At 67.1% G+C, this 14,520-nt stretch carries 10 protein-coding genes; 1 reads left to right on the forward strand and 9 read right to left on the reverse strand.

Features of this window, described 5'->3' with window-relative positions:
• Position 1: 1 nt before the first annotated feature.
• The 6 genes from IY716_RS09740 to IY716_RS09765 are packed head-to-tail and all read right to left on the reverse strand — an operon-like array spanning position 2 to position 8,253.
• Positions 2-2,890: an FAD-binding and (Fe-S)-binding domain-containing protein gene (locus IY716_RS09740; RefSeq protein ID WP_218221529.1), complete on the reverse strand. Its 2,889-nt coding sequence runs from the start codon at positions 2,888-2,890 to the stop codon at positions 2-4.
• Positions 2,881-3,879 (reverse strand): N-acetylglucosamine kinase, encoded by a 999-nt coding sequence (locus IY716_RS09745; protein WP_218221530.1) that lies wholly within the window; start codon positions 3,877-3,879, stop codon positions 2,881-2,883. The genes IY716_RS09740 and IY716_RS09745 overlap by 10 nt, the downstream gene beginning before the upstream one ends.
• Complete coding sequence (gene murQ / locus IY716_RS09750; protein WP_218221531.1) at positions 3,876-4,808, reverse strand: N-acetylmuramic acid 6-phosphate etherase; 933 nt, start codon at positions 4,806-4,808, stop codon at positions 3,876-3,878. The genes IY716_RS09745 and murQ overlap by 4 nt, the downstream gene beginning before the upstream one ends.
• Complete coding sequence (locus IY716_RS09755; RefSeq protein ID WP_218221532.1) at positions 4,805-6,301, reverse strand: sodium:solute symporter; 1,497 nt, start codon at positions 6,299-6,301, stop codon at positions 4,805-4,807. The genes murQ and IY716_RS09755 overlap by 4 nt, the downstream gene beginning before the upstream one ends.
• 48 nt (positions 6,302-6,349) lie before the next feature.
• Positions 6,350-7,534 (reverse strand): anhydro-N-acetylmuramic acid kinase, encoded by a 1,185-nt coding sequence (locus IY716_RS09760; RefSeq protein WP_218221533.1) that lies wholly within the window; start codon positions 7,532-7,534, stop codon positions 6,350-6,352.
• Positions 7,531-8,253, reverse strand: coding sequence for a GntR family transcriptional regulator (locus tag IY716_RS09765; RefSeq protein WP_218221534.1), 723 nt, complete (start codon positions 8,251-8,253; stop codon positions 7,531-7,533). The genes IY716_RS09760 and IY716_RS09765 overlap by 4 nt, the downstream gene beginning before the upstream one ends.
• A 112-nt stretch (positions 8,254-8,365) precedes the next feature.
• Between IY716_RS09765 and IY716_RS09770 the strand changes: the two genes are divergently transcribed.
• Complete coding sequence (locus tag IY716_RS09770) at positions 8,366-9,532, forward strand: N-acetylglucosamine-6-phosphate deacetylase (RefSeq protein ID WP_218221535.1); 1,167 nt, start codon at positions 8,366-8,368, stop codon at positions 9,530-9,532.
• A gap of 126 nt (positions 9,533-9,658) precedes the next feature.
• Here the strand turns inward: IY716_RS09770 and pheT are convergent, their stop codons facing one another.
• The 3 genes from pheT to IY716_RS09785 are packed head-to-tail and all read right to left on the reverse strand — an operon-like array spanning position 9,659 to position 14,403.
• Positions 9,659-12,202 carry a phenylalanine--tRNA ligase subunit beta gene (gene pheT, locus IY716_RS09775; protein ID WP_218221536.1) on the reverse strand — a complete coding sequence of 848 codons (2,544 nt, stop codon included), beginning with the start codon at positions 12,200-12,202 and terminating at the stop codon, positions 9,659-9,661.
• Between the two features lie 3 nt (positions 12,203-12,205).
• On the reverse strand, positions 12,206-13,255 hold the full coding sequence (gene pheS / locus IY716_RS09780) for a phenylalanine--tRNA ligase subunit alpha (protein ID WP_218221537.1): 1,050 nt from the start codon (positions 13,253-13,255) through the stop codon (positions 12,206-12,208).
• 50 nt (positions 13,256-13,305) lie between these two features.
• Positions 13,306-14,403: a hypothetical protein gene (locus tag IY716_RS09785; protein ID WP_255316728.1), complete on the reverse strand. Its 1,098-nt coding sequence runs from the start codon at positions 14,401-14,403 to the stop codon at positions 13,306-13,308.
• Positions 14,404-14,520: the final 117 nt, after the last annotated feature.

Consider the following 14,520-nt stretch of genomic DNA (forward strand, 5'->3'; position numbering starts at 1 on the left):
TTCAGCGTCCTGCCGAAGCGCTTCGTTCAGTTCTTCCCGCGGCGACGTCGGCGGCGACCTCCAGCACATGACGGTAGGTGCGCCCGGTGGCACGGGTCATGGCGATCTCGCACGCCCTGTTGGACGATGCGTGCACCACAGCGTCGATCTGCTGGACTTCGCGTGCCTCGGCGGCTGTCGCGGAGGCGGTCAGCTCGGGATGCAGCATTCCGCGGTCTCCGGCGAACCCGCAGCAGGCCCAGTCATCAGGCACGTGCACTCGGTGCGCCACTGCCCGTGCAACACGGAGCAGATCTGCTTCCCCACCAGCCTTCGATGTGGAGCAGGTGGGGTGCAGCGTCAGGGACCCGACGCGTTGCCCCGGCTCGATCTCCAGACGGGGCAGCACATGCTCCGCCACGAAACTGACGGCGTCGATGACTCGGCCGGCTCGCGGATCCCCCGCCGCGCCGGCGGCAGCCATGATCGATGCCACACCTTCTGCGCAGGAGCTTGCGTCCACGACGACGGGCACAAGACCCTCGCCCCGATCATCGAGACGTCTCCTGGTTCGATCCACGGCGTCGAGAACCTGCTCGGCCATCGCCTCATGACCCTCGGCGAGACCTTTGGAGGACCACGGGGTGCCGCAGCACAGCGCATCGATCCGCTCCGGCATCACCATACTCAGACCCACGATTCCGCACAGCTCGGCGACTGAGGCCTGTGCCCCACGTGATCCATTCGGGGCGGCGAACATCGCACCCTGACAGCTCGGCAGAAATATGGCTGCCACGGGGTGCCCGGCGTCCCCGTCATCGCTCGCGCGGCTGCGGCGCCGTCCGCCGGCAGGCAGGTCCGATGTCCACAGTGGCACCGTCTCTGCTCCCAGCAGCGAGCGTGCGGAGGCGTTCGGCCAGGCGATCGCAGCGTCCGGCATGCGCGAGGCGGCGTCAAGCCCGCGACCGGCGGCCTGCGTCACGGCTGACCACCGCGTCGCAGCAAGCTTCCCCAGGCGCTGCTGGGCGGGGCCTCTGCTCTCCTCGCGCAGCCGCTTGACCAGTGCACCGGTGTCGATGCCGACGGGGCATGCGGTCGCGCACATGCCATCGGCGGCACAGGTCTGAAGACTGTCGTACTCCTGCTGCGAATCCAGCTCGGCGACAAGCGTTCGGTCCCCGCGAGCCAGCGCACGCTCGCGCTCCCGGCGCACAACGATCCGCTGCCGAGGGGTGAGCGTGAGATCCCGGCTGGGACAGACAGGCTCGCAGTAGCCACACTCGACGCAACGATCCACTTCAGCATCGACTCGGTCCACCGGCTTGAGGTGATGCAGATGCGCCTGGTCATCCGCAGTGAGCACCACGCCGGGATTGAGGATCCCCGATGGATCACAGGCTGACTTGATCCTGTGGAGGACCTGAACCAGGTCCGGGGAATATTGACGATCGATGAACGGCGCCATCGCCCGTCCCGTGCCGTGCTCCGCCTTGAGGTTTCCGCCCTGACGAAGAACCAGCTCCACGAGATCCTCGGTGAAGGCGGCCAATCGCTCCAGCGCCGCGGGGTCTTCGGTGTCCTCCGTCAGCATGAAGTGGATATTGCCGTCCTTGGCATGACCGAAGATCACGGGATCCACATATCCGTGGTCCGCCAGCAGCACGGACAGCTCCTCGCAGGTACGGGCGAGGCGCTGAACAGGCACCACCACGTCCTCCAGGAGAGCCATCGTCCCGGGCGGGCGTGCCCCTGCGACCGCCGCGTAGAGTCCCTTGCGGACCGCCCACAGCTGCGCGCGACGACTCGCATCACGAGTCAGCTCCACCGGATGCGCCGTCGGGGCCCGGTCCAGGCTCGAGGCCACGTGTGCGAGATGCTGACCAAGTTCGTCCGCTGAATCGGCACGGTACTCGACGAGGATCGCGGCGTGCGTCTCTACCGTGAGATCCGCGATGACTGCGGGGACGTCGGGGCTTCGACTCGCCACCTTCAAAGAGGTGGCGTCCATCAGCTCCAGGGCCTTGGCCCCGGTGCTGACCAGTTCGGGCAGGGCGCGAGCCGCGACGTCGAGCGAGTCGAAGACCATGAGTCCCGTCGCGCAATAGGAGTGGACGGGCACGGTGCGGAACACCGCTTCGGCCACGAAGCCCAGGGTCCCCTCGGAACCGATCATCAGCTGCAGAAGCATCTGGACCGGATCGTCATAGAGGCTGAGGGCGTCGAGGGAGTATCCCATCGTGTTCTTCATCGAGAATCGTTCAGCGATCTCGGCCATGGCGGACGGATCTGCTCGAACCTCATCCCTGAGCGCTTCCAGTTCGCTGACGAGTCCAGGTTCCTCCGCACGAAGAGTCTCCAGGGCGTCGGCTCTGGAGGTGTCCACGACTGTCCCGGAGGGCAGCACGAGCGTCATCGACTCCAGGGTCTTGGCACTGTTGTGCTCGATCCCCGCCGCCATGCCCGAAGAGTTGTTCGCGATCACCCCTCCCACGGTGCACGCCGCCTCGCTCGCTGGATCAGGGCCCAGCGCTCGACCATGGCGAGCCAGGCGGATGTTGACTGCGCGAAGCGTGGCACCTGGCTGAACCCGGACACGGCGTCCCTCATCCAGGACCTCGATCGCGCGAAAGCCTCGCCTGGTATCGACCTGGATGCCCGCGCCGATGGACTGTCCGGAGAGACTCGTCCCTCCCGAGCGGAAGGTCACCGAGGTGTCATGCTTGGCCGCCAGGTGAAGCACGGCACTCACCGCGGCGATGTCCTCCGCGATGACGACCACCTGCGGAATCATGAGGTAGTGCGAGGCATCGTGAGCACGTGCATGCAGGTCGATCGCGCGGTCAAGCACGTTTTCGGCACCCAGCTCACGGCGAAGCTCATCGATCAAGGGTGTGGTGGTCTTCAGCTCCATATGAACCCCTCCTGGGGACTCAGTACGCCCCGTCCATGGAGTCGCGCCAGGGACAGCGAGCCTTCCAGCGGGTCTCCCAAGGCTTCGCCGATCGAGACGTCCGCACGCTGGTTCGCGACTTCTTCGGCAAAGGCGTCACTGAGCAGCGGGCCGGCACCCACAAGTCCACCGGTGAGCACCAGCTGTGCGGGGCGGTCCTCCCCCAGCGCCGCGAGACCGCTCTTCGCAGCCTCCCGGCCCGCCGCGCGGACCAAAGCACGGGCGGTCTCGTCTCCGCGGGCGGCGACTGCCACCACCTCGGCGGCGAACTCGGCGAGGACGCCTGCCCGATCGTCGCGCGTGTAGAGCTGAGCAGGCCAGGATTCGGGCTCACCGAACCAGTGACGACCCGCCGTCAGCAGGGCGTGACCATGGGTCTCGAGGCCGTCGTGGGCCCGCATGGCCGCTTCCAGGCCACACCGACCCAGCCATGCCCCACCGCCACGATCGCCCAGAAGGTGTCCCCAGCCATCGACGCGACGCCACGCGTGTTCATCGCCCACCGCCTCTGCCATGCCAGGGTGGCTGATCGCGATGGCACCCGTGCCCAGCGCCACCACTGCTCCTCCTGCCTCCCCGAGCGCACCGAGATGCGCCGTGACCGCGTCGATGGCGATGGCGGTCTGCGTTCCGAGCTCGGCGCGCAGCTGCACTGCCAACTCTTGCGGGTCCTGCACCAGGGAAGCCAGTCCTGACGCCCCGATGCCGACTCCGCTCAGGCGCGAGGTCTCCTCCGGCCAGGAGGTCATGGCACGAGAGAGCATCTCGCGGATCACCTGCGGGGCAGTGGATCCGCCGGCGCGCACCTCGATTCGCGGCCCGTCCAGGACTCTTCGCAGGCCTCCGGCCAGAGGCCGCACTGCGAGACGGCTCCCCGAGCCTCCGAGGTCCAGCCCCACCAGGGACCCAGAGAGCGGCCCCTCCCGGGGATCTTCCACCTTGTGGATCATGGACGGTTCACAGCATTTCTGGGGTCTCGGAGAGCCTCGCGCACGGAACCTGCATGCTTGTCCAGGAGCTCGGCCGCTTCCGCAACGGGCAGCTCCCCCAGCGCGGAGAGGATGCCCACCTTGAGGTCTCCTCCGGTTCTTTCGAGCAGCGCCCTGGCCTCGGGCTCATCGAGATCGGCCGCTTCGCACAGGATGCGGGTTGTCCGCTCGCGGAGTTTCGCGTTGGTCGCCACCACCGAGACCATCAGGTTCTGCCAGGTGCGACCGAGCTCGATCATCAGCGCGGTGGAGAACCCATTGAGCACCAGCTTCTGTGCGGTGCCTGCTTTCATCCGGGTGGAGCCGGTGACGACCTCCGGACCGGTGTTCAAGAGAAGGTGCTGGTCCGCGTGGGCCGCCACTCGAGCATCCGGGTTGCTGGAGATCAGCACGGTGTACGCGCCAGCGCCCCGTGCCGCCTCCAGCGCACCTGCCACGTATGGGGTGTTGCCGCTCGAGGCGATGCCGATCGCGAGGTCATCGGAGCTCAGCGTGCTCGCATCGGTGCGTCCAGAGTCGACCGAGTCTTCGGCATTCTCGACGGCTTCCACCAGGGCCTGCGATCCACCTGCGATATGTCCCACGACGCGGCCTGGTTCGAGATTGAAGGTGGGCATCAGTTCGCTGGCATCGAGGACCCCCAGCCGACCCGAGGTCCCTGCCCCGAAGTAATGCACCGTCCCTCCACGGCGGAGCCGCCGTGCAGCCTCGTGCACCACGGGGGCAAGCTCGGGGAGCACCGCAGCGGCCGCGTCCACTGCCACACGATCTTCGGTGTTGAGCAGCTGCAGGACCTCCAGGGTGTCGAGGTCATCGAGGTTCATGCTGCGCGGATTGCGCTGCTCCGTCGGAGGCAGGGCACCGGTTGCGGAGGCCGAACTGGCGCTCATCGCTGCATCTCCGTGAGCTGGACGGGCGCGGCGGGGGTGGAATGACGCAGCGAGAGCAGACCCCCGACGGCGAATGTCACCAGGACGCCCATCAGCGGGTACCACTGCCACGCCACCCAGACTTCTCCCACCACATACTTCTCCATCACGAAGAAGAACGCATTGACGGCGACCGCGAACACGAAGGCGATGTTCGCGTCAGCCGCGCGGGCCCGCTTGTTGATGATGCCGAACATGAAGGCCCCCAACAGTCCGCCGTAGGTGATTCCTGCGACCCCGAGGGCGAGGACGACGATGTTGCCTTCGTCGGAGCGGAACACCATCGCCGGAGCGATGAATGCGAGTCCCCAGCCGATGGTGGCCCAGCGGCCTGCGCGGAGGCCCTGCTCGTCGGTGAGAGGGGTCTTCTTCAGTCGCGCGTAGACGTCCGTGACCGTGGAGGAGGACAGCGCTGAGAGCGAGGAGGACAGTGTGGACATGGCGGCCGCCAGGATTCCGGCGAGCAGCAGTCCGGTGACGCCTGGTGGCAGACCCTCCACGATGAACATCGGGAAGATCTCGTCATCGCGGGTCAGGCCCAGTGAATCTGGAGTCGCCTGATCGTAGTAGCCCCACAGCGCCAGTCCCACCAGCAGGAAGATGGCGAACTGGAAGAGCACGATGACGCCGGAGACGATGATGGCCTTCTGTGCCTCCGCCTTGGTGCGGCAGGCCAGGAGTCGCTGGACGACGAGCTGGTCTGAACCGTGCGAGGCCATGGCGAAGACTGCGCCGCCCAGCAGCGATGCGATGAATGACCCGCTGGTGGAAATCGGGTTGCCCTCGAAGATGAACATGGTGAATTTGCCCGCGTCCGCGGCCTCTGTGAACCATCCCCCGCCGGTCGCGGAGGTGATCACGATGATGGAGAGGATGCCGCCACCGACGTAGAGGAACATCTGCGCCACATCGACCCAGACCACGGCCTTGATGCCACCGATGAACGTGTAGAGGATGGTGACCACTGCGAGCACCACGATGATCGTGAAGTAGTTCGCGTTGATGCCGATCCCGTCGAGGATGATCTTCAGTGGAATAGCCGCGGCCAGGACGCGGATGCCGTCTGCCAGGAGCCGTGTGATCAGAAATGTCACGCCGGCGGTGGTCTGCGTGCTCTGTCCGAAGCGCTTACCGAGGTAGGCGTAGGCGGTGACCATCTCGCCGTCGTAGTAGCGCGGCAGCATGAAGAACGCGACGACCACGCGTCCCAGGATGTAGCCGAGTCCCAGCTGGAGATAGGAGATGTCTCCCAGGTAGCTCATGACGGGAATGCCGATCACGGTGAGCGCACTTGTCTCGGTCGCGACGACGGACAGACACACCGCCCACCACGGCAGGTTGCGGCCCCCGAGGAAGTAGTCCTTGAGTCCGGTCTGCCGACCGCTCAGTTTGATGCCCAGCCAGGCGGTGGCGGCGAGATACGCCACAATCACCAGAAGGTCTATGGTCTGCACGTGGTTCCTCTTTCCATCATCAAGGTGCTTCTTTCGATTGGTGTGGGGTCAGCTGGCGACATGGAGCCGTGCTGGTCCAGTGCGCAGCGGCGCCGGGAGTCGGAGCGGTTGCGCCCCTGGGGTGAACCGACCGGCGAGTGTCCCGTGGGCTGCTCCGGTGACACTTGGAATCGTCGCCGGCAGGCCGTGCCAGCTGAGCCAGCCCAGCAGGGCCATAAGGCACCCCTCCTTTGCCTCAGAGGGCAGGCCGAGCGCCTCATCGGTCGTGCTGACCGGAACCTCTGTGCCGAGTTCCGCACGCAGCTCCGACATCAGGACGGGGTTCCGCGTTCCACCTCCCGACACGGCGATCTCACTGACTCCCAGGGGCCGGCAGGCCTGCGCGACCGTGCGAGCGGTGAGTCGGGTCAGCGTTGCGATCACGTCGTAGGGGTCCAGTCCTGGATGACGCGTGAGGTGGCGGTCCAGGTAGGTGCCGTGGAACAGCTCCTTGCCCGTGGACTTGGGAGCCGGGAGGGCGTAGTAGGGATCCGCCAGGAGATCTGCCAGCAGCGCCTCGTCGACCTCACCCCGGGCGGCCAGCTCACCGTCCCTATCGAAGGCTCTGGGGTCTCCGGTGATTCTGCGCGCCATGACGTCGATCAGGGCGTTGGCGGGCCCAGTGTCGAAGGCGACCGTGTCGCTGGTGGGTGAGACGACGGTGACGTTGGCGATGCCGCCCAGGTTGAGCATCGCCCGTGGCTGGTCTCCGCCGACCAGGAGCAGGTGGTCCAACATCCCTGCGAGCGGTGCGCCCTGACCTCCCGCGGCCACGTCGCGAGCCCGGAGGTCCGAGAGGACCGGCACCCCGAGTCTCTCTGCGATCCACGCCGGCTGACCGAGCTGCAGGGTCGACTCGACCGCGCCGTCGCGGACGTCGTGCCGGATGGTCTGCCCGTGCGATACGACCAGCTCACACTCGAGACCTGTCTCCTCGGACACGGCGGCCACAGCCTCGGCGCAGAGCTGTCCAAGTCTGCGGTCCACGCTGCTCACGAGCGTGAGCGGCACCGGGTCAGGCTCCAAAAGGCGCAGGATGTCCAGAGCGAGGTCCGAGTCGAAGGGCACCTCCTGGAATGCGCGAAGGTCCATCCGCAGCTCGGGCTGATCCGCCGTGCCCCCGAGGTGGAACTCCACCAGCGCGACGTCGAGCGCGTCGGCGGATGTCCCGGTCATCAGTCCTGCCACGATCATGAGATCTCCTCCACAGTGTTCGCCGGCACGCTCAGTTCAGTCCGAATCTTGTAGCGGTCCCCGCGATAGAGAGAACGCACAAACTCGATGGGCTGCCCTTCGGGACCCCAGGACGTTCGCTCGAACATCAAGGCCGGGGAATGCAGGGGCACGTTCAGGTCTTTTGCCTCGTCACTGTCCAGGACGGTGGGTTCGATGGTCTGGACGCTGCGCCGCACGCTGATGCCCAGTCGTTCGCGGAGCAGGTCGTAGAAGGAACGATCCTCCAGGTCGGCTGCGTGAAGATCAGGCATCAGGTGTCGTGGAACGTTGAGCTCCTCCACGGCGATGGGCTCGTCATCGGCCAGCCTCAGGCGCGTCACCCGGGTGATCTCAGCCGAAGGGTCGATGTTCAGCCGTCGACCGAAACGAGCCCCCGCCGGAAGCACCTCGAACGCCAGGGTCCGAGCACCTGGACGCAGTCCCCGTGCTCGCATGTCCTCTGAGAATGAGCTGGCGAGCAGCGGCTGGTCCAGCTTCGGGCCCAGCGCGAACACCCCGGCTCCGTGGCGACGACGCACGGCGCCACGTGCCACGAGCTCGTCGATCGCGCGCCGAAGGGTCATCCGGGACACCCCGAGCTCTTGGGCGAGATCTCGCTCAGGGGGAAACGGGTCTCCCGCAGACATCTGGTCCAGGCGATCCAAGAGCTGGTTGCGCACATCGTGGTATTTGGTCACGCCACTATTGAGACACAGCCCACTCTCAGAATCAAGACCACTGGACTAACTTTGTCTCTGCTGTGATGATGTGAGGAGTCACACCTGCGAGAACCACCGCCCGGGAGGCCCGATGAACCACGTGCTCTTTGCTGACGCTGCTCTGACTCCCGAAGGGACGCTGGGACCCTATTGGCTTCGCATCGTGGCCGGAAGGATCGTGGAGGCTGGGCACGGCAGACCCCCGCAGGCTCCCGACGAACACATCACAGACGCGGTGGTGGCCCCTGGCTTCGTCGATGTGCATGCCCATGGCGGCGGGGCGGCAGCCTTCACAGATGGCGCCGTCTCCGGAGAGAGAGCCCTGGTCGCTCATCGCCGAAGAGGCACCACCACCATGCTGGCCTCCCTGGTCAGCGCCCCGGTGTCCGTGCTCCTGGACCAGGCCGAAGAGCTGCGCCCCCTGGTGAAATCCGGCGAACTCGCCGGAGTGCATCTGGAAGGGCCGTGGCTGAGTCAGGAGCACCGAGGAGCCCATGAGGCCGAGGTGCTGACCTCCCCGACCCCCGAGGCGGTGTCCACACTGCTCGAACACTCAGCGCACGACCTGATCAGGTACGTGACGCTCGCGCCCGAGCGCGAGGGGGCGACGGAAGCGATCACCCGGCTGCGGGCCGCCGGGTTCACTCTGGGAGTCGGACACACCGGGGCAAGCTGCGGGCAGACGCGAGAAGCGATCGCCGCGGGGGCTACGGCGGCCACCCACCTGTTCAACGCCATGGGGGGTCTGCATCATCGAGAGCCCGGTCCGGCACTGGCCCTGTTGGAGGAGCCCACGGCTTTCCTGGAGCTGATCAGCGACGGCGTCCACCTGGACGCCGAGATGGTCCGCTTCGTCTGGGACTACGCGACGCGCAACGGCGGCCCCCAGCGCCCCGTCCTGGTGTCAGACGCCATGCCCGGAGCTGCCGCCCCGGACGGCAGGTACAGGCTTGGCCCCGTGGAGGTCGACGTCGTCGAGGGCGTCGCTCGACGAGTCACACCCGATGGAACGCTCGGCGCGATAGCCGGCTCGACCCTGACCCTCTCAGCTGCCGTGCGCGAGAGCATTCTGAGTGCGGGCATTGACCCGGCACGCGCGCTGATGGCTGCGAGCACCAACCCTGCCGCGATGATCGGGATCGACGACGCCGGCAGACTGCTCCCTGGGGGACGCGCGGATCTGGTGCTGCTGGACCCTGCCTGGAATGTGAGCCGGGTGATGCACCGCGGTCAGTGGATCGATGACGCTGAAGGCTGACACTGAAGGCTGACGCGTAGGGATGAATCAGCACCCGCCGACATAACATGACACTGGCCCCGACCCTCGCGAGGAGGGTCGGGGCCAGGTGTGTCCTGTCTGCACAGCGTGAACCGCTGCAGAGCGTCAGCGCTGCACGGCGCCGTGGCGTTCAACGGCCAGCGCGACCGCTGCGGCCCGCGCTTCGGATGCCTCCTCGGCGGTGAGCGTCCGGTCCTCGGCACGGAAGCGCAGACCATAGGCGAGTGACTTCTTGCCTTCCTCGATATGTTCCCCGGAGTAGACGTCGAAGAGCTCGATCTCCTCCAGCAGCGCCCCCGCACCCTCGGCCAGGGTGGATTCAAGGGTCGTCGCGGGCAGCGTCTGCGCCACGATCAGCGAGACGTCCTGGGTGGTGGGCGGGAAGGTCGAGATCGACGCCGCGCTGACCTGCTCGGGTGCGGCGGCGATCAGCGCGGAGAGGTCCAGCTCCATCACCGAGGTGCGGGCGGGAAGGTCCTGATCCTCGATCACCTTCGGGTGCAGCTCGCCGGCGTACCCGACCCTGACTCCGTTCAGTCGCAGTTCAGCGGTGCGCCCGGGGTGGAAGGCCTGGTGGCGTCCCTGGGTGACCTCGAGCTGGACACGCAGCAGGTCCGCGACCTTTTCTGCGGCGTCGACGGCGTCCGCCCAGTCCCGACGCCGGCCCGCCACACCAGGCAGCTCGGCCGGTTCTGCGCCGGAGACCACCGCGGCGATGTGCAGCGGCTGCTCCGGGATGCCTGCATCCAGGTCCGCCAGCACGTCCTCGCCGGGATAGGCGCCGAGCGCCGGGATCGCGGCGGATCCCAGCTGTGTCTTGGGCAGGAAGACCAGTCCAGCCTCGAAGAGCGCGAGATCGGTGAAGCCGCGTGAGACGTTGCGGCGCACGGCCTCCAGCAGACCCGGCAGCACCGTGGTTCGCAGGGCGGGATGCTGGCTTGCGATGGGGTTGGCCAGCCGGAGCATCGGCATCGCCTCGGCGGTCTCCTCCGCACGGCCGAACAGCGTGTTCGCCGCCTCGGAGTAGAACGGGTAGCTGAGCACCTCGGTGAACCCGGCGGCGGCCAGCCCGGCGTAGACGCTGCGGCGGCGCTGCTGCGAAATGGTCAGCCCCCTGCCTGCGGGAGGCACGGGGAGCCGCGAGGGAATCTGGTCATAGCCGATGAGCCGAGCGATCTCCTCGACCAGGGAGGCAGGGATGCTCAGGTCGGGGCGCCAGCTGGGCGGGGTGACCAGCAGCTGCTCCCCGGACTGGGTCACCTCGGCCCCGATGGCGGTCAGCGTCTGTTGGATCTGCTCCTGCGTGTAGGCCACACCGGTGAGCTTCTCCGGCAGAGTCGGGTCCAGTGAGATCGGTTCGGGCAGGACCGGGGTGCCGGCGTCGGTGAACTCGCCTGCATCGGTGCCGCCCGCGAGCTCGACCAGCAGGTCCACCACTCGTTGTGCGGCAAGCGGGGGAAGCTGCGGGTCCACGCCGCGTTCGAAACGCTTGGAGGCCTCGGAGGGGAGCTTGTGCCGGCGCTTGCTGCGGCTGACGCTGATCGGGTCGAAATGCGCCGCCTCCACGATCACCGCGGTGGTGGTGTCATCCACCTCGGTGCGGGCACCACCCATGACTCCGGCGATCCCGATGGCACCGCGCGCATCGGCGATCACCAGATCCTCGGCATGCAGGCTGCGTTCCTTCTCATCCAGGGTGATGAGCTTCTCCCCCGCCGCGGCACGGCGGACCTGGATGCCGCCGTCGAGCTTGGCCGCGTCGTAGCAGTGGTTGGGCTGACCCAGTTCCAGCATCACGTAGTTGGAGACGTCCACCGCGATGCTGATCGAACGCATGCCCGCCAGGCGCAGCCGTGAGGCCATCCACGGCGGTGTGGGCGCCTGCGGATCGATGCCGGTGACCTTGCGGGTCGAGAACCGGCTGCAGCCCTCCACCCCGTAGATCGGGGCCTGATCGCTGAGGCGGACCTCGAGACCGGGCCGGGCGGCGTCGTCGGTGGTGATCTGCTCGGCAGGATCGATGAACTGCGTGCCGGTCGCGTGGGAGTACTCGCGGGCGACGCCGCGCAGCGAGAACGCATAGCCGCGGTCCGGGGTCACATTGATCTCGGCGGCAGAGTCGTAGAGACCCAGCAGCTCCATCGCGTCGGCGCCGATCTCGGGGTCCAGACCCAGTGTGGAGAGCACCAGGATGCCGTCGTGGTCCTCGCCGATGCCGAGCTCGCGCACCGAGGCGATCATCCCGGCGGAGACGTGTCCGTAGGTCTTGCGTGCGGCGATGCGGAAGTCTCCAGGCAGCACGGCACCGGGAAGGGTGACCACGACCTTGTCCCCGACCTCGAAGTTGTGGGCGCCGCAGACGATCCCCTGCACGCCGGAGGGGTCGATGCCCTCATGCGTCAGGGTCTGAGCAGAACCCTCGGGCACCACCCGGACCTGGCACCAGTTGATGGTCTTGCCGTTGGACTGGGGCTCGGGGATCTTCTCCAGCACCTCCCCGACGACGATCGGTCCGCTGAGCGCATCGGTGGGACGGTGAACGTCCTCTTCCTCGAGCCCGACCTTGACCAGCTCGGCCATCAGGTCCTCAGCGGTGCCCTCGGCGGGAAACTGGGTGTACTCACGAATCCAAGAAAGCGGAATGCGCATGTCTCAGACCTCCATTCCGAAGTGCTGGCTGAAGCGGATGTCGCCCTCGATCATGTCGCGCATGTCCGGGACGCCGTTGCGGAACATCAGCGTCCGCTCGATTCCCATGCCGAAGGCGAAGCCGGTGTATTCCTCGGGATCCACGCCGGCCGCGCGCAGCACCGCGGGGTTGATCATCCCGCAGCCACCCCACTCGATCCAGCGCGGGCCGCCCTTGGCCTCCGGGTGCCAGACATCGAGCTCGGCGGAGGGTTCGGTGAAGGGGAAGTACGCCGGGCGCAGCCGGATGGCGGCCTCTTCGCCGAGCATCCGCCGGGCGAAGTGCTCCAGGGTTCCCTTGAGGTCGGCCATGGTCAGGCCCTTGTCCACCGCGATGCCCTCGAACTGGTGGAACACCGGGGTGTGGGTCGCGTCGAGCTCATCGGTGCGGAAGGTCTTTCCCGGGCAGAGCACGTAGACGGGCAGCTCGCGGCTGAGCAGCGAGCGGATCTGGACCGGGGATGTATGGGTGCGCAGCACCAGGTGCGCCTCGGGAGGCTCCACGAAGAAGGTGTCCTGCATCTCCCGCGAGGGGTGGTCAGGGGCGATGTTCAGCGCATCGAAGTTGAACCATTCCGACTCGATCTCGGGGCCCTCGGCGATCTCCCAGCCCATGGCGATGAAGACGTCGGAGACCCGCTCCTGCAACACCGAGAGCGGGTGCCGGGCACCGAGCGGACGACGCCGGCCGGCTGCGGTGACATCGACGGTCTCCTCCACGAGGATCCGCTCGGCGTGCTCCGCCTCGAGCACCTGGGTGCGGGCGGCGAGGGCCTTCTGGATCCTTCCGCGAGCGCCGCCGAGCAGTTTGCCTGCGGCGGCCTTCTCCGTCTTGTCCAGGGTGCCGATCTGGCGATTGGCGAGCACGATCGGGGCCTTGTCACCGGTATGGGCGAGGCGCGCGGCCTTGAGCTCGTCGAGATCCCCCGCCGCAGCGAAGGCAGCAAGGGCAGCGTCGACGCTGCGCTCGATGGCGGACTCGTCCAGGGGGTGCGGTGTTTCGGGCGTGGACATGCTGCTCCCGTGTCAGAAGGGTTTGAACAATCTCGGTTAGTTTATGCGGGTCACTGATAGGAGACGAACCACGGTTTCGGGTCGACGTCGTAGGTCTGCTCCGAGGTGAAGGTCGGGGAATCCTCGTCATAGAAGTTCTTCCAGCCGAGCCAGATGTCCTCGCTGAGCCCGTCCTGCAAGGTGTCATAGGTGCCCAGCTTCAGATCTGGGGTGCCGTGCCCGTCCGCGTGCAGCACGATCGCCAGCTCCTCATGGGAGGTGTCGACCGCCTCGCGGTTCTGGATCATCGTGTGTTTGAACTGGTGCAGCATCAGCATCTTCTGCGGCAGCTCTTCGTCCGCGGTCAGCTGCGCCAGCCAGTCGGAGACCTCGTTGATCTCCTCGGCGGTGACGGAGCCGATCTGCTGCATGTGCCGCTGGCCCTCGCGCAGCCGCCACTCAGAGTCCAGCGCGAGCCCGACGTGCGGCTGCGCCAGCAGCTCCTCGTAGAGCTTGGCCTGGTCCAGGAAGGTGGAGAGTCCGGGCTGCAGATCGAGCACCACGTAGATGTCCTCCTCCGCGGCGAGCTCCACCCAGGGTTCGATAACCTCGGGATCCAGGGCATTGGAGTAGTCGCCGTCGGCCCCGGGCTCGCCCGTCGCGACGGAGGTGATGATCTCGAAGGCTGGCTGCACCGGCTCCTCCGAGTGCTTCTGGTACTGCTCGGCATAGAACTTGACCCGCTCTGCGGTGTCTTCCGCCTCAGCTTCACCCAGGACTCCCAGTCCGGGGATCCCCGGCGAGCCGTAGGCGGCGACGAAGCGCCGGTCCGGAAAGAGGGTGTCCCCACCGCCGGGAAGCTCTGTCGGCTCGGCCTCGGCCTCTTGCTCCTGGTCTTGTTCCTCGTCAGGGCCCCCCTCAGACTCCTGCGCTGCGTCGTCGTCGGGTTCTCCCTGGGACTCTTCGGCCTCCTGTTCCGGACTGGCGGAATCTTCGGCAGTGGTCCCCGCGGAGGCATCGGCAACCGATGGACGGGCGGACTCGCCCGCGTCGGCGGCGTCGTCGTCGGCAGTCTCGGCTCCGCAGGCCGTCAGGGTCAGGGCGAGAGCCAGGGCGCTGAATGTGAGCCCCGGGCTCAGCTTCTGGGCGGCGGCAGCAGTGGTCTTCATGGGAGCCCACGCTACCGGCATTCACGCTGGTCCCCTCCATTGGTGCGGTGCACGCGACGGAGTAGGCCGGCCTCCCGCTGCGCACCGCCGACACGTTTGTCGCATCCCCGTGCCATG

The sequence above is a fragment of the Nesterenkonia sp. Act20 genome (assembly GCF_019173455.1).
In the GTDB taxonomy this organism is placed as follows: Bacteria; Actinomycetota; Actinomycetes; order Actinomycetales; family Micrococcaceae; genus Nesterenkonia.